The sequence below is a fragment of the Micromonospora sonneratiae genome (assembly GCF_042679305.1).
GTDB classification, from domain to species: Bacteria; Actinomycetota; Actinomycetes; order Mycobacteriales; family Micromonosporaceae; genus Micromonospora_H; species Micromonospora_H sonneratiae.
This window is the reverse complement of sequence record NZ_JBHTMP010000003.1, coordinates 79,756-103,737: the sequence shown is the minus strand read 5'-3', so window position 1 is coordinate 103,737 and position 23,982 is coordinate 79,756. Positions and strand designations below refer to the sequence as shown.

Sequence of the window (23,982 nt, the reverse complement as noted above, 5' to 3'; positions counted from 1 at the left end):
CTGTTCGGTGGTGGTAGCCACCCGAACAGGCCCTCTCCCCGGTCCTGCACTGCTTGTTCAGGTCGTTGATCCGCCGGCGAGTTCGGGGAAGTGACAGGCCACCAGATGGCCCGAACCGTGCACCTGGACCGGCTCGGGTACCTGCGCCGCGCACAGTTCCTGGGCCTTCCAGCAACGGGTACGGAACCGGCAGCCCGACGGCGGGTCGACCGGGCTGGGCACGTCACCGCCGAGGCGGATGATCTCGCGTCCGGCCGTGCCGTCCGGGTCCGGATCCGGCACCGCGGACAGCAGCGCGTGGGTGTACGGGTGCGCGGGGCGGGTGTAGAGGGTCTGGCGGTCCGCGACCTCGACGATCCCGCCGAGGTACATCACCGCGACCCGGTGGCAGAAGTGGCGGACCACCGCCAGGTCGTGGGCGATGAAGAGGAACGCAATTCCGAGATCGTCCTGGAGCCGGTGCAACAGGTTGATCACCTGGGCCTGGATGGAGACGTCCAGCGCGGAGACGGGCTCGTCGGCGACGATCAGCTTCGGCTCGGTGACCAGGGCCCGGGCGATGCCGATCCGCTGGCGTTGCCCGCCGGAGAACTCGTGCGGGAACCGGTTGTAGTGCTCGGGGTTGAGGCCGACCGTTTCCAGCAGTTCCTGGACTCGACGGCGTCGGCCACCGACGGGTTCGATGCCGTTGACCTCCATCGGTGCGGAGATGATCGCGCCGATCGTCTGACGTGGATTCAGCGAGGAGTACGGATCCTGGAAGATCATTTGAATCTCGGGACGGATCTTCGCCATCGCCCGCCGGGAAATGCTGGTCAGGTCGTGTCCGCCGTATCCGATGTGCCCTGCGGTCGGCTGGATCAGTCGGGCCACCATGCGTCCGGTGGTGGATTTGCCGCACCCGGACTCCCCCACCAGGCCCAGACTCTCGCCTGCGGCGACATCGAAGTCCACGCCGTCGACGGCCCGTAGTACGCCCTGGCGGCGGCCGAGAAGTCCACCGCCACCGACGGGAAAGTGTTTGGTCAGGCCGGTCACCTGCAGTAGGGGGCTCATCAGCGGTCCTTGCGGTCGAGCAGTACGTCCGGTGCGAGATGGCAGGCCACGTCACGCGCCACCGGGCGCTCGGTCCGGCAGCGGTCACCGCCGACCAGCGTGGTGTACGCGCAGCGCGGATGGAACGCGCATCCGGGCGGCGGGTCGATCAGGCTGGGCGGTTGTCCCTCGATGGGTTCCAGTGCCCTGGTCAGATCGCCGTCCAGGCGGGGGGTGGCGGCCAGCAGGCCACGGCTGTAGGGATGTCGGGGCGCCTTCAGCACCTCGCGTACGGTGCCGCGCTCCACGCACCTGCCGGCGTACATCACCAGCACCTCGTCGGCTGCACCGGCTACCAGGCCGAGGTCGTGGGTGACCAGGATGACCGAGGTGCCGTACTCCTGGCGGATCCCGCCGAGCAGGTCGAGGATCTGCGCCTGCACGGTCACGTCGAGCGCGGTGGTGGGTTCGTCGGCGATGAGCAGGTCCGGGTCACAGACCAGGGCTATCGCGATCATCACGCGCTGCCGCATGCCGCCGGAGAACTGGTGCGGATACTCGGTGGCCCGTAACCGGGGATGTGGTATGCCGACCCGGGCGAGCACCTCAATGGCCCGTTCCCTGGCCCTGGCCCGGCTCGCGCCGCAGTGTCGGCGGTAGCTCTCGGCGATCTGCTCACCAACGGTGTGGTACGGCGAGAGTGCGGTCAACGGATCCTGGAAGATCATGGCGATCCGGTCGCCACGGAGTCGGGCCAGTTGCCGCTCGGACGCGGTGAGCAGGTCGGTGCCATCGAAGCGCACCTCGCCGTCGATCTCGGTGCGCCGTCGGTCGTGCAGGCCGAGCACGGCCAGGTTGGCCACGGACTTGCCGGAGCCTGACTCGCCGACGATCGCCAGCATGCGGCCCCGGTCGAGGTCGAAGGAGAGACCGTCGACCGCTTTGACCACGCCGTCGTCCAGCGGGAAACGCACCCGCAGATCGCGTACGGACAGCAGTGGGCTCATCGGGTCCTCACCCTCGGGTCGAGGGCGGCGTAGCAGGCGTCGACGACGATGTTGGCCACCAGCATCGCGGCGGCGGCCACCAACGTGACGCCCATCAGGATGGGCAGGTCGGCGTTGGTCACCGACTTCACCGCCAACTGTCCGATGCCGGGAATGTTGAAGGTGGTCTCGGTGATCACCGCGCCGCCAATGAGCACCGCCAGGTCCAGGCCGAAGATGGTGGCCAGCGGTGCCGCCGTGCCGCGCGCGGCGTACTTGAAGAAGACGGTTCGGCCCGGCAGGCCCTTGGCCCGGGCGGTACGGACGAAGTCCTCGCCGAGTGTCTCGATCATCGTGGAGCGGGTGAACCGCGTGTACGTCGACGTGTAGACGAAGGCCAGGACGATCCAGGGCAGCAACATCCCGGCCAGCCACTGGCCGGGGTCCTCCAGCGGACTGGTGTAGCCGGGCCGGGACAACAGTTGCCACTGGTCCACCAGCACGTACATCGCCACGATGCCGATGAAGTAGATCTGTAGGGAGGAGCCGACGAGGGCGAAGCCCGTGGCGGTCTTGTCCAGCCAGGTGCCACGGAACCGCGCGGCCAGCATGCCGCTGCCCGTTCCGGCGATCAGGAACAGCACGGCCGCCCCGAGCGCGAGGGAGAGGGTGGCCGGGAACCGGTCGACCAGCACGTCCAGGACCAGGCGGTTGTCGGTGAAGGAGTAGCCGAGACAGGGCGCGGCGCAGTGCACTTCACCGATGTCCCGACCGGCCACCAACCCGACCAGGTAGTTCCAGAACTGGGTCGGCAGGGGCTGGTCCAGACCGAGGCTCTGCCGCGCGTGGGCCAGCATCTCCGGCGTGCAGATCTTGCCGCAGAACAGCCGCGCCGGATCTCGCGGTACCGCGTAGAAGAGCATGAACGTGACCGCGATGATCACCAACAGGATGGCGACCGCCCCGACCAGCCGACGGACGAGGAAAGAGAACATGGCAGGACTTTCGGGGGGTAGGCCCCGGGCGGGTGGATGCCCGCCCGGGTGCGGGTTCAGCTCCTGAGGAAGAGGTTCGCCAGCGAAGTCGCGCCATAGATGTCAAGCTCGGCACCGCCCACGTTGGAGCCGTACAGCCGGGTGGTACGTCCGTACACGTACGGCACGACCGGAACCTGCTCCATGATCTTCTTGTCGAGCGCCATCCACTGGGCGTTCTGCTCGGCCACGTCGCCGATCGCGGCGATCCGGTCGATCTCGGCGTTGACGGTGGCGTCGTTGTACCGGGCGTAGTTGTAGGTGCCATCGGCGATGGTCCGGCCGTCGAACAGCGCGGGGATGAAGCCGGACCCGCCCGGCCAGTCCGAGGCCCAACCACCGGAGTACAGGTCGAATCCGTTGTCCTTCTTGTTGGACTCGTCGTACCAGGTCTCGGCGCTGACCGGCTTCTTGACAATCTTGAAGCCGGCCTTCTCCAGGCCCTGCTGGACGGCGACCGCAATGCGTTCGTTGACCTCGGTCTGCTGGTAGGCGTAGACGATGGTCGGGGTGGCACCGGCCAGCAGCTTCTTCGCCGCCTCGGGATCGCCGGTCGGCGGCACGTTGAACAGGTCGTAGTTACTGAAGCCCTGCACGGTCGGGCTGAGGATCGTGGTGGCGAAGTCGCCGTAGGCCGGTCCGCCCTGGATCTGGCGTACCTGCTGCTTCGGGAACGCGGTGAGGATCGCCTTGCGGACGTTGAGGTCGGTCACCCGACTGGTGTTGATCGCGTAGTAGTAGACGTAGGGGTTGATGCCGGAGAGCAGCCGCCCCTTCAGGTCCGCCCGGGTCTGCACCTGCTCGGCGTACTGGCTGTCGACGCCGAAGCTGAGCGAGATGGCGTTCTTGTCCGGGCCGACGTCGGCGATGAACTGCTGGGTGGCCTGCTGGCTCTGTAGGCCGAACTTGACCTCCCACCGGTCCGGGTAGTTGTGCCGGATCGGATCCGTGGCCGGGTCCCAGTGCGGGTTACGCACCAGCGTCAGCTTGGTGTCGTCGTGGGCCTCCACCTTGTACGGACCGGTGGAGACGGGTGCCTTGTCGTACGCCCTGCCGTCCCGGCTCTTCTGCACCGGCGAGGTGTAGGGCATCGCGACCGCGAAGGGGAACTCCGCGTGGACGTCCTTCAGGTGGAAGATGATCGTCTTGTCGTCGGGGGTCTCGACCACGTTGTCCGGCAGCGACCCGCTCTTCGCCGGCCCCTGGTACGCCTTCGTGTAGTCGCTGCCCGACAACCACTGCGGCACGTACTTGGGTCCGAGTACCTTCCCCGGGTCATAGAGGCGCTCGACGCCGTACTTGACGTCCTTGGTGGTGACCGGCGTGCCGTCGTCGAACTTGATGCCGTCCTTGAGGGTGAACTTCCAGGTCCTACCGCCGTCGGTGGTGGTCCCGGTGTCGGTGGCGAGATCGCCCACCAGTACGAACTTCCCGTCCACCTTCTTGTAGGCGGTCAGTTGCCGGGTGAACAGCATCGAGACGGCCTGGGCGTTGTTGGGGTACACCTCGGCCGGGTCGAGGTGGGTGATGTCGGTCTGTTCGTAGACGGTGACCGTGCCACCGGTACGGGCGCCCGGCACCGGGGCGGCGGGACCGGTCGAGGCGGCTACGTCGCCGATCGTCACGGTGGATGTCTCCGCCCTGCCGGGGGTCAGCGGGCTGTCGTCTCCCCCGCCGCCACCGCCGTCCGAGCAGGCCGAACTGGCCAGCACGACCGCGGCCAACAGGCCCGCAGAGGTGGCTCTACCCACGGTTTTTTGCATATCGGAATCCCTTCGGAGGATGGTGATTCAGCGGGATGCCTTGGGGTCCAGGGCATCCCGGACGGAGTCCCCGAGCAGGTTGAAGGCCAGCACAAAGATCAACATCGCCAGACCGGGGATGATCATGTACGTAATGTCGCTGGCATAGACCTGGGCACCCCGGTGGATCATGCGGCCCCAGTCCGGGGTGGGCTCCACGATGCCGACCCCGAGGAAGGACAGTGCCGCCTCCGCCGTGACATAGGCAGGAAGGTCGAGGGTGACCGTGACCAGAATGGGAGTCCACAGATTCGGCAGCAGCTCGCGCCGGATGATCCGCCACGGCCGGGCCCCACTGACCCGCGCCGCCTCGATGAACTCCCGCTCCCGCAGCGACAGCACCTGCCCACGCAGCAGCCGGGCGGTCCGGGTCCAGCCGAAGAAGGACAGCACGATCACCAGGGCCGCGATCCGCAGCGACACCGGGGTCTCCTCGTCCGGTGACACGAACAGCGCGGTCACCACCGGCATGATCGTGATGAAGAACAGCAGACCGGGAAAGGCCAGCAGGACGTCGATGACCCGGCCGATCGCGAAGTCGGTGAACCCGCCGAAGTATCCGGCGGCGATCCCCACGAGCACACCGACGACCGTGACGATGACGACCACCGCCATCGCGATGAGCAGCGAGGTACGGATGCCGTACACCAGTTGGGTAAGGACGTCACGGCCCAGTCCCGGCTCCAGGCCGAACCAGAACTCGCCGTCGATGCCACCGTTGGGCTTGATCGGGTAGCCGTACTCGTTGAGCAGCCCGGGCTGGTTCTGGCCATAGGTTTCGTACGGGTTCTTCCCGTACAACCAGGCGATCAGCGGCGCGCCGAGCCCGACAGTGAAGAACAGCAGGACGACGACGCCAGAGACGACCCCGGTCCGGTCGCGACGGAACCTCATCCAGGCGAGTCGCCAGGGCGAACGCCCCTTGCGCTCTCCGGCGGCTGAAGGTCGGCGTACGAGCATCGGTCGCCTTTCACAGGGGGCTGAAGTGCAGCGATCGTCACACGCGACCCGGCACCCGGATACCTCTCGTCTTGCCATACCAGGCCAGTTATGGTTCCGCCGATCACCCATCCCGGTCCGGGATAACCCGGGCGTTATCCCCTGCCCTGACCTGCGGATCTACCCAACCCGCCGAGCCACTGGCCAACCCGGACCGGGCCGGCGTGACCCGAACGTGACCGCCGGCGGGCAACACTGCGCGCACCTCTCAGAAAGGAGAACCTGTGCGCAGACTTCCTCTGTTCGTCGGCACCCTTCTCGTCACCAGCTGCGCCCTGGCCGTACCCGCCCACGCCCAGGAGCCGAGTGGGCGAAAGGTCGAGGTCTTCAGCGAGCACGGCCCAGCGGGCTACGTCGAGATTCCGGACCGGATCGGTTCCCGTGCTCGAACCCCGGCCACGCCGACCGCCACGGTGACGCCGATCGAAATCAACGGGCCCAGCGACAAACGCATCGACCTGGTCTACCTCGGCGACGGCTACACCGAGGCCGAGCAGGAGCTGTACACCAGCCAGGTGGCCTACAGCTGGAACATCCTGGCCCAGCGCGAACCGTTCCTCAGCTACCGCAAGCTGTTCAACGTCTGGCAGGTCAACGTCGTATCCGACGAGTCCGGGTCCGACAACGACCCGACCGAGGGCGTACTCAAGGACACCGCGCTCAACAGCACGTACTACTGCGACGGCCTGGACCGTCTGATCTGCCTCGACGTCCCCGTCGCCGAGTCCTACGCGGCGCTGGCTCCCGACTTCGACCAGATCGCGGTCGTGATCAACAGCCCCACGTACGGCGGTGCCGGCTACATCGAGGACGACCTGGTCACCTTCTCCGGCGGGCACTCGGCCGGCGCGGAGATCCTGCCGCACGAACTCGGCCACTCCCTCGGCGACCTGGCCGACGAATACCCGTACTGGGCCTACCCGAACGACGGGAGCAAGTACACCGGAGATGAGCCACCGTACGCCAACGTCTCCATCCACAACGCCGAGCACCAGGTCGCCCAGCGGACGAAGTGGTGGTACTGGCTCGGCGAGGAGAGCCCGGATGGTGGCGTGATCGGCACGTTCGAAGGTGCCTATTACCACAACCTCGGCATCTACCGCCCCAGCGACGACTCGCTGATGCGCTCCCTACGCAAGCCGTTCAACCTGGTCGGACGCGAGGAGATGACCCGCAAGTTCTACGAGATGACCGGGCTGGTCGACAGCGCCACTCCGAGTAGCCCGCCGGTCCGGGACCGGGCCACACTGACGGTCGCCCCCGTGCCCATCCCGACCGTGTCCACCCGCTGGTTCATCAACGGCCACGAGATCACCGAGTGGGCCGGTCGGACCTCGGTCGAGGTCGCGACCAAGAAGCCCAAGCCGCACCGGGGGCAGGCGGAGCAGCCATGGTGCGGTCGCCGGGACCTACAGGTCAGGGACTCCTGCACCTACACCGTGCAGGTCTTCGACTCCACCGATTTCGTCCGGAACACCACGTACCAGCAGGACATCCTGACCTCGACGATCACGTGGACGATCCAGAACCGGCACGGTAACGGCCGGGACGGCCTCGCCGGGTAACCAACCCTTCGGCAACGACGGTCGGAGTCGTACACCGCTACGCCGGCCGCCCATCCAGCGGTGGCGCGGCAACCAGGGTCGCCGCGGCACCGGCCGATCACGCTGGGCCGGCCCCTGCCCCCCGGCCCCGGGGTTGGGATCGGGCTACCTCACGCCTGACCGCTCATATGGGGGTAGCGGTAGTCGCGAGGCGGCGCGAAGTTCTGCTTGATGCAGCGCGGGCTGGTCCAGCGCAGGAGATTGTGCGGACTGCCCGCCTTGTCGTTGGTTCCCGAGGCTCGCCCACCACCAAACGGCTGTTGTCCGACCACGGCCCCGGTGGGCTTGTCGTTGACGTAGAGGTTGCCGGCGGCGAACCGGAGCGAGCGGGTCGCGTGGGCGATGACATTCGGGTCCCGCGCCACGATCGAACCGGTCAGGCCGTACCGGGTGGACTGCTCGACGAGCGGGAGCATCTTCGCGTAGTCGGCGTCGTCGTACACGTGAACCGCGAGAAGCGGGCCGAAGTACTCCACCGTGAAGATCTCGTCGAGGGGATCCTCACCGACGAGCAGGGTCGGCTGTACGAACCAGCCCTCGTCGTCCGGGCAGTCGCCGCCGACCGCGACGGTGATGCCGGATTGACCACGCGCCCGCTCGATCGCCTTCGAAATCGTGGCATGCGCCCGCGAGTCGATGACCGCGCCACCAAAGGCGCTGAGGTCGGCACACACGTCACCGTAGGTGATCTCGCTGATGGTGGCGAGGAGCGGATCGCGGACGCGGTTCCAGATCGACCGCGGGATGTACGCGCGGGAGGCGGCTGAGCACTTTTGCCCCTGGTACTCGAACGCGCCGCGCACCAGCAACGCGGGCAGGGTCTCGACGTCCGCGGAGGGATGGACGAGCACGAAGTTCTTCCCCCCGGTCTCACCGACGAGACGTGGGTAGGAGCGGTACGTGGGAAGGTTCTGCCCCACGGCGGACCACAACTGCTGGAACACCGAGGTCGATCCGGTGAAGTGCACCCCAGCCAGGTCGGGGCTGCTCAGCACGACATCCGAGATGGCTGGCCCCGGTCCGGTCACGAGATTGATGACGCCCGGAGGCAGGCCAGCCTCCTCGAGCAGACGCATCGTGTGGTGCGCGGCGAGGAGCTGGGTCGAGGCCGGCTTCCACACGACGGTGTTGCCCATCAGCGCCGGCGCGGTGGGCAGGTTACCCGCGATGGCGGTGAAGTTGAAGGGCGTGACCGCATAGACGAAACCCTCGAGTGGCCGGTAGTCCACGCGGTTCCATTCGCCGGGTGCGGACTCTGGCTGCTCCTGCTGGATCTGACGCGCGTAGGCGACGTTGAACCGCCAGAAGTCGACCAGCTCGCAGATGTCGATTTCGGCCTGGTGTACCGACTTGGACTGGCCGAGCATGGTGGCGGCCAGCAGGGTGGCTCGCCACGGGCCGGCCAGCAGCTGCGCGGCTCGCAGGAACACTGCGGCACGATCCTCGAAGGAGAGTGCCTGCCAGTCGTGTGCCGAGGTTCGCGCGGCAAGGATCGCAGCGGATACGTCAGCGGCGGTGGCGCTACGCGCGTGCCCCAGCACATGCTGGTGGCGATGCGGCTGAACCACGTCGATGCGCTCGCCCTGGCCGATGTGCGCCCCGCCGCCGATGCTCATCGGTAGCTCGATCGACGTGGCGGCGAGCTCCTTGATCCGCGCCGCGAGGTCGGAGCGTTCCTGGCTCCCCGGCACGAAGGTGAGCACCCTCTCGTTGACAGGTGCGGGGATTGTGGCGACGGCGTCCATGTCATTCCTTTGAGAAAGCCCGAGTCACGGGCGGTCGCTTGGACAGGCGAGACCGGGATGCCCGGAGGTGCCCGCCCCATTCTGCGGTCACCCGATGCTCGGCAGGCCATCACAAAGAGGCATATCTCCGGTATGAGGCCCGCCCGGACGGCATCCCCGGCCTGGACACCCTCTGGTGCTGCGGTCAGTGGCGGCAGGCCCGTGGATCGCCGTCCGCCACGCATCGTTCGTCCAGCTCGGTCCGGAAGCCCCGAACCGGCAGGCGCCTCACGCCCCTACTGTTCTGGCCCTGAGCCGACTCGGCCGTCGAGTCCGGCTCGGCCCAGCGCAGCAATGCGGCGGTGGCGACGGCCGAGTCAGCCACGGTCAGCCCGGCGATATTGGCACCATGGTTGGCACCCGGTGCCTCGAAGACGAACGAGTCACGCGTGCCCGGGCCGAGCCGAAACCGCTCGGAGCCCCACGGGTCACGCTCACCGTAGACAAACATCAACGTCGAGCCGTCGTGTCGCACCCAGTTGTCGACGTGGCGCATCGCCTGCGGTTCGAACCGGGCGATCGGAATGTCGCGTGGCACCCAGTTCTCCGCGTCGTAGGCACCGGGGTAGCGCAGCAGGCCCCTGAGGTGCTTGAACTTGAGACTGGGCGAGCCGAGCTGGGTGGCTGCCTGGTAGTAGTACGGCGCGTACGGCGTCAGGCCCTGGTCGGTGTAGAAGTTGAAGCCCGCGACATCGTCGAGGAAGGTCCAGATGGCGTCCGTCGTCGCCCCCGTCTTCGGCACGCTCGCACACGAGCCCTGGCCCAGGTACTGCCAGTACGCCCAGACGGTATCCATGACCAGCATCTCGAACGCCACGTCGGCGGTGCCGAAAAGGCTGGTGAACGTGAGGCCGTTGGTCGTGGCGTACGCCTCGAATCGCGGCACGAGTTCGCCCCGCCGCCGCAGCGCCTCGGCCTGGAGGTTGTTCAGGTCGGCCCGGCAGACCGGGTCGGTACCCACCCTGGCGAAGAAGTCGTCGTAGGCGGAGTCCTCCCGGTTCACCACGTCGTTGGGGGCCACGTAGGCGACCGTGCCGTCGACGTCGCGGGGATAGAAACTACGGTGGTAGACGGCGGTCATACCCCCCTTACTGGCCCCCGTCGAGATCCACTTGCCGGCGTAGATGGACTTGAACGCCTCGACGACGCGGTGCTGGTCGGTTGCGGCCTGCCAGATGTTCAGATCCCGCCAGTCCGCCGGGGTCGGCCGGGACGGCACGAAGAAGCGGTGCTCCAACGAAATCTGGTTCCCGCCGAGCAGCCGCGTGGGCTCCGCACGGGAGGTACCGGTGGAGACGCCGTAGCCGGACGTGTACAAAACGGTCGGGAGGTCGACGTCGAGGTGCATCAGGTTGATGCGCTGGGCAAAGGTGCCCTTGCTGGGGTCACGATGGTCGTTGGGCTGGCGAAGGGTCAGGATGAACTGCCGGTATCCCAGCGCCACCGTCCGGTCGGAAAGCACCGTCACGCCGGGAATCGCCTCGATCCGGGTACGGATGTCCGCCGCAGCGGTGCCGGTTGCTTCAGCCGTGCCGGTTGCCGCAGCGGTGCCGGTTGCCTCGGCGACGGCCGGCGGGGAGCCGACCGCGATGCCCACACTGCCGGCAAGCGCCAGTACGAGAGCGAAGTTCGATATTCGTCGCCAATGTGTCACGGACTCTCCTCGGCTCGGAGTGGGCAGCCAGGTCGATCACCCACGGCGTGGCTTGACCGACCCGTACCGTCGCGTTCCTGCTGTCCTGCGAACGCGGCAACATCGACTGTGGCCCATCCGAGCCGATTGGGGAAGATGGATGCCCCGCCATGATTGGTGCGCTACCGTCGCGCCGCCGGGGACCGACCGCTGCTACTCACTGCCGTACGGCGGGCTGACCTGCAAGAACCCCAGGTCAGACACCATCCATAACACTGGAATTATGGCCGGATGGGATGGCCGGGTACACCTCGTGCCCGTGCCGGCGCAGCCACCCGAGGTACTCGGGTCGCCGCGCGGCATACGCCTGGTACGCCTCACGGGCGAGGCGGACAAGGTCGTCGAAATGCTCGGCCAGCGGGCCGTCCCGGCGGCACACCAGGAGGTGGCGCAGGGTGATCGGACTGCCTGCGAGGGGTTTCACCACGACGCCGTCGCTGGCCGGGAAGACAGCCTGACAGGGGCTGATGGCCCGGCGGGTGGCGACCATCTCCCGAATCGGGACGGCATCGGAAATGCTGTACAGCACGCGTGGAGTGAAGCCCGCCTGCTGACACGCCAGATGCCAACAGTCTGGCCAGCCAGCCCCGTCCGACGGGGTCAGCGCCATCGGTTCGTCGGCGAGATCCGCCAGATCGACCTCGTCGCGCCCGGCCAGCCGATGCCCCTCCCAGAGGGCCACGAATACCGGCTCAAGCACGATCACCTCCCACAACACGGTGGGCGGTGGCCGCAGTTCGAAGCCCGGATAGTCGAGCATGGCGGCGGCGTCCAGCCGACCGGACTGCAGCAGTTCCCACAGCAGCCGTGGTGAATACTCGGCGTGCAGCCGAACCTCGACGTCGGGAAGGTGGTCGCCGAGCCGATCGGCGAGCCCGACCGAGACCGGGCCGGCGATCCCACCGAGGCGAACCGTGTCGATCACCGGCCGGATCTGGCGGGCGGCGGTACGGTGCAGGTCATCCATGGCCATCAGCACCGTACGGGCGCGGACGAGGACGAACTGCCCCAGGGGCGTCGGCCGTACGCCGTGCCGCCCCCGGGCGAAGACCTGGCCGCCGATCTCCCGCTCCACCCGCTGCAGTAGCGCCGTGAGGGCCGGCTGGGAAACGCCCAGCGTGGCTGCGGCCTTCGTGATGCTGCCGGTGTCGGCGATCACGCACAGGGCGCGCAGGTGACGCAGCTCCAGGTTCATAAGGCGGATGTTATGGCACGTCGCGATTGCCGAACACCTCGGCTACATGCCGATATTTAAATTCAGGTTGCGCAGCCTTCTATTCGCAAACGGCTCAAGGAGGCTCCAGTTGCGTTCAATCACCCGAATAGCCGCCGTGGCGGCGCTCGTCGTGGCGGCAACAGCCGTCGTACCATCGGCTCCGACAATCGCGGCCCCGACCGGAACACGATGGCTGGAAGCGTTCTCGCCCGACGGGACGATAACCCAGGTCGCCGCCCCGACCCAAGCCGCCCCGGCACCGGCCGCCACCATCACCGCCGCCCCGCCGCCCGCCACGGTCACCGCTCTCCAACAGACCGGGAGCACGGCCGACCGCTTCGACCTCGTCTTCGTCGGCGACGGCTACACGTCGTCCGAACTCGCCCTCTACCACCAGCACGTCGCCGAGAAGTGGGCCACCCTCACCACGATCGCCCCGTACAGCACCTACAAGAACTACTTCAACGTCTGGATGGTGGACGTCGTCTCCGCCCAATCCGGCGTGGACAACGACCCCACCCAGGGAATCAGCAAGAACACGGCACTGGGCATGTACTTCTGGTGCTCAGGAACCGAGCGCCTGCTGTGCCTCAACGAGTCGTCGGCCCAGTCGTACGCGGCGAACGCCCCGGCCGTCGACATGATCGTCGCCATCGGCAACAGCACCAAATACGGCGGCGCCGGCTACAACAGCCTCTCGACCGCATCCGGTGGCAACGCCCAGTCCGGCCAGATCGTCCAGCACGAACTGGGCCACTCCATCGGGGGTCTGGCCGACGAGTACGACACCCCGTACAACCGCTACTCCGGGGCGGAACCCAGCGCGCCCAACGTGACGCGGTACACCGCCAGCCAACTCACCTCCCGCAAGGCCAAGTGGTACGGGCTGCTGGGACAGAGCACCCCCGACGGTGGCGTCATCGGTGCGTACGAAGGGGCGGCGTACTACAGGTACGGCCTCTACCGGCCCTCACAGAACTCGCTCATGCGCTCGCTCGGCCAGCCGTTCAACACGATCGGGTTGACCGTCATGACGCAGAAGCTCCTCGCGAAGATCAACCTCAACGCCCCGCCCACGTTCGTCGCCGATCTGGAAACAGGCGGGTAGGCACTGCGTAATTACTCGATCCGGTCCGCGCTGGGGAGGGTCTTCTGGACGATCCGCCCGCCCTCCCCGGCGACGGCCATCCAGCGCTGACGTCAGTTCGTCTGCCCGGTCGGCAGGTGCTTGCCGATGTAGCCGACGTAGATCCGGCCGCTCTGCGCCGTGTCGTCGTAGTAGTGCATCCTCGGGCTGATCATCGCGAACTGGGCGATCTTGAAGTGTGCTCCCATGAAAGTCTTCCCGTTCCGGTGGACCGATGTGGGGACGGGGAGCTCACGCACCCTCTTATATGTCCGGTTATTTCGTACCTCCTCGCTTTCGTCACGGGCATGCCGTCTCGTCGGCCACTCGTGGCAGCCGTCCGGGGTGTTTTCAAGGAAGCCGTGCACGTCCCGGTCCCAGCGTCCGTCAGCCTTCGCGGTCGCGTAGTCCTCCAGCACCAACAACGCGTCCCAGGTCTTCGAGGCCCAGGCACCCAGGATGTCGTTGTTGTCGAGATCTGCTGCAGGATCCGGATCGCCGGTGAACTCGACGTGCTTGAGCTTCGGCAGCCAACGGAGCAACTCGCCGAAGCTGTCCGGCCGCAGTACATCCTCCTCGGCTGGCTGCGCTGTCCAGGCCACATCCGCCTGACCGCTCGATGCCAACTGCTGGCGTAGCACCCGCACGGTCTCCTCGGACCGGGTCAGACGCTTAACCGCCTCACGGTTTTCGAGCTGCTCGTCCTCCAACTGCCGGATGACTTCTCGGTGGGTTGTCTGTGTCTCGTCAAGCTCGGTCTGCAGTTGCTCCAGTCGGGCAGCGATGTCTTTCTGTGCTTCCTGGGACGACCCGCCGATCTCGACCCACTCGGCGATCTCGTCGATCCGGTCAACGGTCAGGATTTCCAGGCCAAGCCTTATCTTCAGGTAGTCGAGCAGCATGCTCTGCTGCTCGGTGACCTCGTCCGGATGACGATCGCTTTTCTGCGCCTCGGCAGCCGTTGCCGGAGGTGCCAAGGACACCGGCGGTGCCGGTTTAGCGCCGGCGTCGCCGAGGCGATTCACCAGAATCTCGTCAGCGATACGTTCCAGCATCCGGTGCACCCGGGTCACCGCAGTCGGCAGCGGCTGCTCAAGCGCCTGAAGTTGGGCGTGCGCGGCGAGCATCCGCGCCAACCGAAGATGTTCGCTGTAGTCGTTGATCCGTTCGGTGCTCAACACCCGGTGACGCAGTCCGTCGACGTCCGAGTCCGGCTGGACCTGGGATCGATAGGTGCGCAACCGACCGGGTAGAACGGCGTGAGCCTGGCCTACCCGGTCGTTAAGCAACCGGGTCGCCTCACCGTCGAGCACATAACACGAGGCCACGCCTTTAGTGAACTGAGTCAGCTTCGCAATCAAATCCACCCACGGGCCGAACGGCAATGTGTCGTCGTTCCCAGCAACGAAGGCGACCCCCCGCCGATCCGGATCGACCAGAGCACGGTAAAGCTCGTCGACTTCATCGCCACGGATGACTACTGGACGGGTCGTCAGCCGAGCAGCACCGTCCCACGCATCGATGACATCAAGAATCGGTGCGACAAACCGGGGGGTGCCGGCGCGGCGGGCTCGACTGCGTGGGTTATCACCGTCGGGGTCCGGAGATTCGATGTCGATCCAGGCCCACGCCGCACGACCCCTGGCATTGGGCACATGTGTGGTCAACTGCGTGACCCACTGGCCGTCCGACTTCTTCTCGACAATCCGTACCCGAACCGACGCCGAGCCGTCCTGGCCCTCGTGTTCGAGAACCAGCGCCCGCACGTTATCGCCGATCGTCGCCCACCGGTTCAGGCGTAGCGCACCTGGATCCCAGCCCTTGGGGCCCGCAATCCACCGGTCGAGTTCTTTCCGTACCAGTGGTAGTAGGTAGTTCCGTTCATGGTGGGTCGTGAACACCGACCTGAATCCGAGCATGATGCCGTCCTGAGGGGTTGTCCGCGAACGGGCTAGGCCAGCTGCCTAGCCCGACTCGCTCGTGACTGCGGCTGGATTAGAGGGCAGACTCCAAGTCGTTGAGGAAAGCGTGTACGGGTGCCCAACACATCCGCACGGTGTCCAGGTCGGGTATGAGCCCGTATTCGATCTGCTGCCGGGGATGGACGAAGTTCCGGTAATCCCGGACTTTTTCCATGAAGTCCTTGGCATCGGTCTGCACCCACTTCTGTCGGTGCGCGTACTCAAGCAGGAGTTGTAGGCCGGCACGTTCAGCCGAAAACCTACGGCCGTTACGACCGACCAGCCCATTCCTCCGGACGTTTTCATCACGCTCAGTGACGAAGATGTGCAGGAGTCCTTCCACGAAACTGCCGATACCGATGATCGCCAACGCGTAGGCACCGTGGTTCTGACAGATCGATGCCTCATCGGCGCGCGCCAAAAGGATGTCGGCTACCTTGCTGTCCGCGACGAGTCGCCGCACCCGCGCGTGGAGGTCGGGCGGTGGTCCGTACAGGGGCATGTCGCTGGTCTGACTGAGCTGGCCAAGCACCGGGCGCCCGCTGACATACGTGACGGTGAGCTGTTCGGGAGCCAGGATGCGATTCAGCTCCTGCGCGATGGGCTCCGCAACCTCGATGCCGCCGTCGTACTCAAGCGGATCGCCGATGCGGCAAAGCAGTCTGTCGAGCGCTGCCGCATCATCCGCATGCTTGATCAGCAGTTCGGCAAGCCACGGCACCCTCGGCGAGCCGTCGTACTGCGGATCGCCAGGCCACCGGACCCGGGTCAGGAATCGCTCGATCTGCCATCCGGTCCGCTCGTACGGACCATCGACGTCACAGATTAGGCGAGCCACCCGTTCCAGGGTGAGCGGGTCGAGGGAAACCATCAGGACACCTCCAGGTCGACGCGCTGCTGCGCGATGTCGAGTGCTTCGGTCAGACGCCGGAAGATCACGGACCCCCGTTTACGGAACCCGAGCTCGGTCATGGCCTCCTGTACGCGTTCATCCCGATCACGCTGGAGCTGGTCGCTCAGCAGCCAGGTACAGACCCGCACCAGTTGTTCTCGGGTGTATTCGGTGATCCTCAGACCAGCCGGAACGTTGGGACGCGGGCCACGACGGGACGACGGGGTCGACGGCGGTTGAGTTGCCGGGCTCGGGGCCGTTGCCGGCTTGGTCTCTGCCACCCGATCAGCCCGGTCAGCCTGGTCGGCACGGTCTACCGCCTGCCGCCAACGGGCGACGAGCCGTGCGGTCTCGCCTGCCGGGTCCCGGTACCAGTCGGTCGACCAGATCCGGTGGAACTCCCAGCCGAGCCGCTCCAGATGCTGCTGGCGCAGCCGGTCCCGGTCCCGGGCGCTGTGCGCCTCGTGGTACGCATGCCCGTCGGTCTCCACGGCAAGCACCATCCGGCCGGGCTGCTCCGGGTGGGCGAGCGCCAGGTCGATCCGGTAGCCGGACACCCCCCACTGCGGCGCGGCAACGATGCCCTGCTGCCTCACCGCGGCCAGAACACTTTGCTCGAGGCCATTCGACTTGATTTCAGTATGCTGCCGCGCGCCGAGGTCGCCACCGAGGGCAACGAACTCAAGGTAGCGACGCAGCAACTCGGGGCCACGGTTCTTTGTCGCCACGGTCTGGGTCGGATCCATGTCGTGGTGTGAGAAGGCACTGAGCACCGTCATCCGGCTCCGCGCTCGGGTGACCGCGACGTTCAGCCGCCGTTCCCCGCCTTCCTGGTTGAGCGGTCCGAACTTCAGTGGCAGTCGCCCATCCCGGGTCTTGGCATAGCCGATGCTCAGGATGATCGTGTCTCGCTCGTCGCCCTGGACGTTTTCCAGGCTCTTAACGAAGAAGCGCTGACTCGCGGCCCGGTCCTGGGAGAAGAAGTCGTTGAGGTCCTCGCGGTCACGACGCCGGCTACGCAGTGCCATCTCGATCCGTTGGGCGTGCTTCTGCCCCATGGTGATTACACCCAGGCTTTCGTTCGGGCGCTGCTCAGCATGCTCCAGAATGAGCTCGACCGCCCGATTGACCTCCTCAGGCGACGATCCCTGCCCCGGGACGACGCGGCCATCCACCGTCTCCAAGCGCAGCGGACTGTCGACCTGCACACCAGGGAAGGTCACCAGCGTCCGGTCGTAGATCTCGACGTTGGAGAACGCGATCAATCGTTCGTCCCGGCTGCGGTAGTGCCAGGTCAGGCGGTACCGATCCGAAACCATGCCGCTGAGGACGTCGAGAATGGACTCGTAGTCAGCGAGGCTTTCTTCGATGTCGTCATCGTCATCGCCAGAGTCGGTCTGTTGGGCGAGCCGCCGGAAGAACGACGTGGGTGGGAGCTGTTTCGGGTCGCCGGCAACGACGAGTTGACTACCGCGCATGATCGACGCGACCGCGTCGTGTGGCTCGACCTGGCTCGCCTCGTCGAAGATCACCACGTCGAAGACTCGCTCGCTGGGAAGGATGCGACTGACCACGAGGGGCGACATGGCCCAGCACGGAAACGCGGCGAGGAGCACCTCCGGTGCACTGCTGAGCAGCTTCCGCAACGGCAGGTGCCGGGTCTTCTTAGCCGCCTGTCCGCGTACGAGCTGGTTCTGGTCCGGGTTGGCATCCCGAACCTTGCGCAGGTTCACCGCTACGTTGCGGCGCACCCGCTGGGCGGCCACGGCGATGTGCGCGTTGTCCGCTGCACGGAAGTCCTCGACCACCGCGGCGTGCTGTTGCCCCACGAACTGGCCGAGGTACGGCACCCGCATGCGCATCTCGTCGAAAACCACCTGAAGCCAGGCCCGCAGCAGGGTGTCGGCTGCCTCGTCACTCGAGACATGCCGCGCGGCGAGATCGTCAAGCAGGTAGCTCAGTCCCAGAGAGCGGAAGCGCTCCTGCTGCTTGTTTAGGTCGGGCATCCGGAACAGGGTGTCGCGGTCGGCGTCCAGCTCCGCTAGGGCATTGGCGGCGCTGGCGGCTGATCCCCGGTCCAGGCCGTCAATGCGGGCACAGGCCGCCACCGCAGCGAGATGGTTGCGCACCTGCACGAAGGAGGACACACAAAGATCCGTGCCGGCCAGCGCCGTGGGTGCGATGTCCTGGCGGCTGAGCTTCTGCCAACGCTCACGTTGATCCGCTGCGGCTACCAGGCCCTGGTACATCTCGGGTCGCTTCCGAGGCGCGGCTGGGCAACGCCGCCGCAGCTCTCGGCGTAGCTGGAACCGTCGGAGCAGCCCGAGTGGTTCCAGCCGGTGTGGCCTGAGGCGTCTCGGTGCCGTCGCGTAGACCAAGTCGGCCAACTCCGGGCCGAAGACCTGCTCGCCATAGCTGGCGATGCTGCGCTCCACCTCGCTGAGCAGCTCGAACAGCTCCGCCCAGGCGGCGAAGTCATCGGGTACGTCCAACCCGGCCCGGTCAACGAGCTCTCGGATCTGCTGCTGTGCGCCTTGCAGTACACCGGCAGCGAGTCTGTCAAGGTGGACCAGCACATCGGCCACGTCGTCCGATGTGTGGATGGCAGCCTTTGCCCATGGCGACTCCCCGCGCCAGATCCGCAGGCCGCCCCGGTCCACGAAGGTCCGGAGATCCTCCCGCGCAGCCTCCACGGCCGACCGGTCCAGGTGTCTGAGGCTTGATGCCCGCAGGTTGTACCTACTGACGTCGTACGCCGGTAGGGCGAGTAGCTGCTCGATCACCCAAAAGGCTTTGACGCCCCAGGGTTGCCGGATTTCGTGCAGCTCGGCCGGGTGCCGTTGTGCTGCGGTGCGTCGGCCGCGCAGGCGTCGGTGAAGGTCACCAACGTCGACTGGCGGCTCTGTGCCGGCCTGAGCGAGGACCTCGGCGATACGTTGAGCAACCTGCCGCTTGCTGATCTTGCGATCGTGCAGGTCGAGCACAAGGTTGTCGAGTCCCACGTCGCCAAGACGGTTTGTCACCGCTTCGATGGCGGCCCGTTTCTCGGAGACGAACAGGACGCTGCGTCCCATGGCGCCCATGAACGCGATGATGTTCGCGATCGTCTGGCTCTTGCCGGTGCCGGGCGGCCCCTCGATCACCACATGCCGTCCCGACAGCACCGCGTCAATCACGCACTGCTGAGACGAGTCCGCGTCGTGAACCAGAAACTCCTTGGCCGGGTCGATTCGATCAGCGCTGGAGTTGGGCTCCTGAGCCGGCTCAGTGCGCAACTGTTGCCTGGCGTCTTGTCCGCCGGCCATCGCCGCGATCACCGGGTGCGAGGCCAGCAGTTCGGCCGAATTGCGTAGGTCTTGGACCATGGGCAACTTGTCGAAGCTAAAGACGCCAGCGATCACAGTTGGCTCAAGCCGGAGAGACAGGCCGCTGGGCGCGACAGCCTTGGCGATCATCTCGTACGCGGCATTCAACTGCTGTTCCGGATCGGTGGTGTCGCCCAACATGTTTGTCAGGCTCTCGTGTAGGGCGTTGATGTCCGCCTCCACGCCGTACTGCCGCTCAAGCGCGTACAGCAGCACGGGGTTGATCTCGGGCGACTCGGAGAGCTCCAGTGTGAATTCGTTCTCGGTCGCGGTCCGACTGTCCAGCGTCATTTGATGCAGGATCAGAGGTGCCCGCAGCAGTTGTATCGGTACGGATCCACGGGTGTACGAGTCGACCATGCACAGCAGGCCGCGAGCTACCCAACCGGCTTGAATGCCCTGCTCCTCCTCCAACTCCACCAGCTTGCGACGCAGACTGCGGGCAGTGGTGCAGGCGCTGCTGTGGCGCGACTGGTCTGGAAAGAGCGTCCTCAGGCGGACCTTCTGCCCGCGCAGCAGATCGGCGACCGCTTCGGTGGCGGCCCCGGCAAGATCAAGCGTGGCGGCCTGTCGCTCCTTGAAGTAGAGCAACGTGTTGCGCGGACCGAAGTCGATTAGCTGGTCTGCCCATCGGCCGGCAGCCTGTTGGACGAGGTTGAGCACATCCGGTTGGGTCGACACCATCTCGTCTCCCATGTCAGTTGGCATAGGCCAATGCCGATTCGCCGGGCCACCGGCCCGAGGCAAAGCCCTCCAGGATAGGACTCAGGGCACTTCTGCGTATGTGTCGGATTTCCGACAGTGACGATCGGATGGCCGGTTAACCAGCCGGCCATCCGATCGTTGGCTCTGTGGCCGGTGACAGCGCAGAGCCGGACGGGCTACCGACCGCGGATCTTGCGACCGCTTTCGGTGTCGGGGTAGAGGATGGCGTCGGCGACCCGACCACCGGAGTCCTTCGCTCCACCGCCGAAGTTGAGCACGCCGGCGGCGTTGGCGCTGGCGGCAACGCCGTCCCAGTAGCGGGCCTCGCGCTCCCAGCGGATGCTCTGCAACAGGTCCAGCAGGTCGCCCTCGGTGAGAGGGATGCCGCCCGTAGCCCAGCCGGTGGCCTGGTGCGTGGCGATGCCGAGGCCGGCCAGGACCGCCGGGGCGGAGGCTGCGGACCGGGCGGCGAGCTGCGGATAGAGCTGCGCGAGCAGGGTGGACAGCAGCGGTACGACGCGACGTTCGATCCGTTCGGCGGTCACCGACTCGGGCAGGTCGTTAACGCGGACGGTTGCCGAGGAGAGGCCGAGCCCCGGCCGACCGAAGATGGTGGTGATGACAAGGACCCGCAGCGCGGAGAGGGTGATCAGTTCCGGGTCGGTCTTGGTGAGCTGACGCTTGCGAGCCTGGACGAAGGTGCTAAAGGAGACCAGCTTGCCGCCGTGTTCGACCTTGACAGCCTCCGCGATACGGTGCGCGAGCTGGGTGCCGAAGTCCCGCTGGTCCATGGACATCGCGAGATTCTTGTCGACGGAAACGCCTTCGACGTTGCGGTCGTAGAAGATCTGCCGGGCATCCTCGACGGTGAGTCCCCAGTAGAGCTCGAAGGGCAGCCGGACCGTGTTCAGGGCGGCGTAGGTGAGACCGTACTGCTCCGGGTCGTCGTAGAGCTCGTGCAGTGCCGTCACCTGGGTCTCGCCGTCGATCGCGACGACCGAGGAACCGGCCAACAGGGTGATCCTCCGGATGCCGGTTCCGGGGACGAGTTCGTCACTGACAGCACCGGGCTCGTCGGCCAGCCAGAGGGTAATCGGCGGGGTGGACCAGCCGGAGCCGAAGTCACCGTTGATGCCGGCGGCGATGTAGCGGGCGTAGCCAGCGACGTTGCGGCCCTTCTGCGTTGCCTTGAGGGTGCGCTGGACCAGCGAACGGATCTCGGCGTGCCGACGCATCGCCCCGGACGAGAACTTCAACGCCCGCTTGTCCTCCTCCACCTTGGGCGAGGGGACGAGTTGCAACAGTGCCGGCAGCCCGATCGTGCCGATCACCGCATCGGCGCGGAATGGGGTGACGGTCAGCTGGATGCCTTCGACAGCAGCAGTGGGGAGGGTGATGGACACGGAGGGTCCTCCTGAGCAGGGGTTTTAGCCCGCCTGGTCGTACGCGGGCAGGGGGAACCGGGGCGTCAGCGGCGGATCAGGAAGCGAGCCACCTCAACTGAAACCAGACCTTAGCACAGCCATAAGCGAAAGCAGTGTCAAACGACATCTACGCCTTCGACTCCTGTAAGGTGTGCGAGAACAGGCCAGCAACCGACAGGACTCCCATGCCGCAGCCCACCCAGGTCACCGCCGCCGAAATCTCCCGGCTGGCCGGGGTCACGCGCGCCACCGTGAGCAACTGGCGTCGGCGGCACCCCGACTTCCCCGCCCCAACTGGCGGGACAGAGGCGAGCCCGACGTACGACTTGGACGCTGTTCGAGCCTGGCTTGCCGCACGCGGACAGTTACCTGCCAGCACCCCCACCGACGGTCTGCGCATTGCCCTGCGCGCCACCGCAGCCGACCCCGCACACAGAAGCAGATTGCTCTCACTCGCTGTGACCGCGAGTCGGCAATCCGACACAGAACTGAAAAAGGTCGCTGAACTTTCTGATGAACAACTGTCCACATGGGTGCAGCAGGCAACCCGGTCAGCCTCCGCCAACTCCCCCGAAACCGGCGATCTGAACCTTCCGCCCACATCGGCCCAACTGCTTCGCGCACTGCTGCGCTGCGTCGCCGAGGTAGGTGCGGTGCAGACCATGGACGTGCTCGCCGAAGGCGACGCCAACGAGACCAAGGCGACCAGCGTCTATCACACGCCGACACCGCTGGCCGACCTGATGGCGGCGCTGCTCGCCCGCCCCGACAAGGCGTACCCGAACCGGGTCTTCGATCCGGCGTGCGGCACCGGCGCGCTACTCCTGGCCGCCGCCGAGCACGGAGCTGATGAGCTGTACGGCCAGGACGTCCTACCGCTGGCCGCCGCACAGGCCGCCGCCCGCCTTGCCGTACAGGTCGAGGTCAGCGAGGCGCAGATCCGGGTGGGCGACAGTCTGCGTGCCGACGCGTTCCCGACGCTGACAGCCGATGCCGTGCTCTGTGCACCGCCGTACGGTCAGCGCGGTTGGGGTCACGAAGACCTGGCGTACGACCCTCGGTGGATCTTCGGGTTGCCGGCCAGGGGCGAGCCCGAACTCGCCTGGCTGCAGCACTGCCTTGCCCACCTGCCCCCGGGCGGCCGGGCCGTGCTGCTCATGCCCCCGGCCAGCGCAGAGCGCCCAGCGGGTCGGCGGATCCGGGCCGAGATGCTCCGCAGTGGGGCACTACGAGCCGTCGTCGCCCTGCCGGCCGGAATCGCACCGCCGCTGCATATCGGTCTGCATCTGTGGCTACTGGAACGGCCCCGGTCCGAGGCGCCCCTGCCGTCGAGTGTCCTTCTGGTGGACACCGCCGCCCCGGACGCCGTCGGAGCGGCGGGCGAGCCGACAAACCAGCGAAACATCCCGGCCTGGTCCACGATCTCCCGCAGGGTGCTCGACACCTGGCACGACTTCACCCAGCAGCCCGACAACTTCCCACCAATCAGCGGTACGGCCCGCGCCGTATCCGTGATCGATCTGCTCGACGAGGCGGTCGACCTCACTCCCGCCCGCCACGTCCGGGCCGCCCCGGCACCTGTCGAGCCCAACGAACTCGCCGAAATGGCACACGAGTTGCGCAGCCAACTACGCCGGGCGGTGACCGGGCTGCTCAACCTCAGCAGCGAAGCGAGTTGGCAGCCGGCCGGTGCCGCGCCGCTCTCCTGGCGTACGGCAAGTGTCGCGGACCTGGTGCGGGGTGAGGCCCTGACCCTGCTCCGCGCGTCGGTGGCGATCCGCAGCGTCTCCCCCAGCGGACCGGGCTCGACCACACTTCGCACGCTCACCGCCCGGGACGTAATGTCTCGTCGGCCGGCTTCGGGCGACGCGGATGAGCAGCCCATGGACGAGAGGATCCTCCTCCAGGAGGGGGACATCATCCTTCCCGAAATGCTGCCCGAGCGGGCCGGCACAGCGCGGGTCGCCGACGCGGCCGACGCCGGTCACCTCCTCGGCCGGCACCTGCATCTGTTGCGTCCCGACCCGAGCCGTCTCGATTCGTGGTTCCTCGCCGGGTTCCTGTCCGCCGAGAGCAACCTCAACGCCGCGTCGTCCGGCTCCACGGTGGTACGTGTCGACCCGCGCCGGCTGCGGATCCCGCTGCTTCCGCTCGCCACCCAGCGGCAGTATGGCGAAGCGTTTCGCCAGCTCAACACGCTCCGCGCGACGGCGGACCTGACCAACCTGCTGGCGGACGAGACAACGCGTACGCTCACTGCCGGGCTCACCGGCGGCGCGTTGCTCCCACCGGAGACTGCCCCACCTGCCCCATCCTCGACATCCTGACATCCTCGTTCTGACGTCGGTCTGAAGCG

The 23,982-nt window shown here is 66.8% G+C and carries 16 protein-coding genes; 3 read left to right on the top strand and 13 right to left on the bottom strand.

The features are described from left to right. Positions 1 to 57: 57 nt before the first annotated feature. Genes ACFQ4H_RS03495 through ACFQ4H_RS03475 form a run of 5 tightly spaced genes read right to left on the bottom strand, consistent with a single transcriptional unit; the run spans position 58 to position 5,817 of the window. On the bottom strand, positions 58 to 1,056 hold the full coding sequence (locus ACFQ4H_RS03495; protein WP_377566842.1) for an ABC transporter ATP-binding protein: 999 nt from the start codon (positions 1,054 to 1,056) through the stop codon (positions 58 to 60). Next, entirely contained in the window at positions 1,056 to 2,042 is a 987-nt protein-coding gene (locus ACFQ4H_RS03490; RefSeq protein ID WP_377566840.1) for an ABC transporter ATP-binding protein, read from the bottom strand. The genes ACFQ4H_RS03495 and ACFQ4H_RS03490 overlap by 1 nt, the downstream gene beginning before the upstream one ends. Continuing rightward, positions 2,039 to 3,016, bottom strand: a complete 978-nt coding sequence (locus ACFQ4H_RS03485; RefSeq protein ID WP_377566838.1) for an ABC transporter permease — start codon at positions 3,014 to 3,016, stop codon at positions 2,039 to 2,041. Before ACFQ4H_RS03485 ends, ACFQ4H_RS03490 begins: the two co-directional genes overlap by 4 nt. Positions 3,017 to 3,072: 56 nt before the next feature. Continuing rightward, positions 3,073 to 4,818, bottom strand: coding sequence for an ABC transporter substrate-binding protein (locus ACFQ4H_RS03480; RefSeq protein ID WP_377566836.1), 1,746 nt, complete (start codon positions 4,816 to 4,818; stop codon positions 3,073 to 3,075). A 27-nt stretch (positions 4,819 to 4,845) separates the two neighbouring features. Continuing rightward, positions 4,846 to 5,817, bottom strand: a complete 972-nt coding sequence (locus tag ACFQ4H_RS03475) for an ABC transporter permease (RefSeq protein ID WP_377566834.1) — start codon at positions 5,815 to 5,817, stop codon at positions 4,846 to 4,848. 263 nt (positions 5,818 to 6,080) lie between these two features. On the opposite strand from ACFQ4H_RS03475, the gene ACFQ4H_RS03470 reads away from it, so the two are divergent. Further along, a complete protein-coding gene (locus tag ACFQ4H_RS03470) occupies positions 6,081 to 7,421 on the top strand; it encodes a M64 family metallopeptidase (RefSeq protein WP_377566832.1) in 1,341 nt (446 codons plus the stop codon). A 149-nt stretch (positions 7,422 to 7,570) separates the two neighbouring features. Here ACFQ4H_RS03470 and pruA read toward each other — a convergent pair whose 3' ends face one another. The 3 genes from pruA to ACFQ4H_RS03455 all read right to left on the bottom strand — a co-directional run bounded on the left by pruA (position 7,571) and on the right by ACFQ4H_RS03455 (position 12,132). Further along, on the bottom strand, positions 7,571 to 9,205 hold the full coding sequence (pruA, locus tag ACFQ4H_RS03465; RefSeq protein ID WP_377566830.1) for an L-glutamate gamma-semialdehyde dehydrogenase: 1,635 nt from the start codon (positions 9,203 to 9,205) through the stop codon (positions 7,571 to 7,573). 184 nt (positions 9,206 to 9,389) lie between these two features. Continuing rightward, entirely contained in the window at positions 9,390 to 10,898 is a 1,509-nt protein-coding gene (locus ACFQ4H_RS03460) for a S28 family serine protease (protein WP_377566828.1), read from the bottom strand. Positions 10,899 to 11,133: 235 nt separating this feature from the next. Then, positions 11,134 to 12,132 (bottom strand): LysR family transcriptional regulator, encoded by a 999-nt coding sequence (locus ACFQ4H_RS03455; RefSeq protein WP_377566826.1) that lies wholly within the window; start codon positions 12,130 to 12,132, stop codon positions 11,134 to 11,136. Between the two features lie 109 nt (positions 12,133 to 12,241). Between ACFQ4H_RS03455 and ACFQ4H_RS03450 the strand changes: the two genes are divergently transcribed. Further along, positions 12,242 to 13,261 (top strand): M64 family metallopeptidase, encoded by a 1,020-nt coding sequence (locus ACFQ4H_RS03450; RefSeq protein WP_377566824.1) that lies wholly within the window; start codon positions 12,242 to 12,244, stop codon positions 13,259 to 13,261. 92 nt (positions 13,262 to 13,353) lie between these two features. On the opposite strand, the gene ACFQ4H_RS03445 is transcribed toward ACFQ4H_RS03450, so the two are convergent. The 5 genes from ACFQ4H_RS03445 to ACFQ4H_RS03425 all read right to left on the bottom strand — a co-directional run bounded on the left by ACFQ4H_RS03445 (position 13,354) and on the right by ACFQ4H_RS03425 (position 21,876). Then, positions 13,354 to 15,198 (bottom strand): hypothetical protein, encoded by a 1,845-nt coding sequence (locus ACFQ4H_RS03445; RefSeq protein WP_377566822.1) that lies wholly within the window; start codon positions 15,196 to 15,198, stop codon positions 13,354 to 13,356. Positions 15,199 to 15,274: 76 nt separating this feature from the next. Beyond that, positions 15,275 to 16,111, bottom strand: coding sequence for a hypothetical protein (locus tag ACFQ4H_RS03440; protein ID WP_377566820.1), 837 nt, complete (start codon positions 16,109 to 16,111; stop codon positions 15,275 to 15,277). Further along, positions 16,111 to 20,193 (bottom strand): AAA domain-containing protein, encoded by a 4,083-nt coding sequence (locus ACFQ4H_RS03435; RefSeq protein ID WP_377566818.1) that lies wholly within the window; start codon positions 20,191 to 20,193, stop codon positions 16,111 to 16,113. Before ACFQ4H_RS03435 ends, ACFQ4H_RS03440 begins: the two co-directional genes overlap by 1 nt. A 185-nt stretch (positions 20,194 to 20,378) precedes the next feature. Beyond that, on the bottom strand, positions 20,379 to 21,605 hold the full coding sequence (locus ACFQ4H_RS03430; protein WP_377566816.1) for a DNA sulfur modification protein DndB: 1,227 nt from the start codon (positions 21,603 to 21,605) through the stop codon (positions 20,379 to 20,381). A 148-nt stretch (positions 21,606 to 21,753) separates the two neighbouring features. After that, entirely contained in the window at positions 21,754 to 21,876 is a 123-nt protein-coding gene (locus ACFQ4H_RS03425; RefSeq protein WP_377567053.1) for a hypothetical protein, read from the bottom strand. Between the two features lie 283 nt (positions 21,877 to 22,159). Here ACFQ4H_RS03425 and ACFQ4H_RS03420 point away from each other — a divergent pair, with 283 nt between their 5' ends. Continuing rightward, the gene (locus ACFQ4H_RS03420; RefSeq protein ID WP_449289015.1) at positions 22,160 to 23,953 is read left to right on the top strand and encodes an N-6 DNA methylase; all 1,794 of its coding nucleotides are present in this window, start codon (positions 22,160 to 22,162) and stop codon (positions 23,951 to 23,953) included. Positions 23,954 to 23,982: the final 29 nt, after the last annotated feature.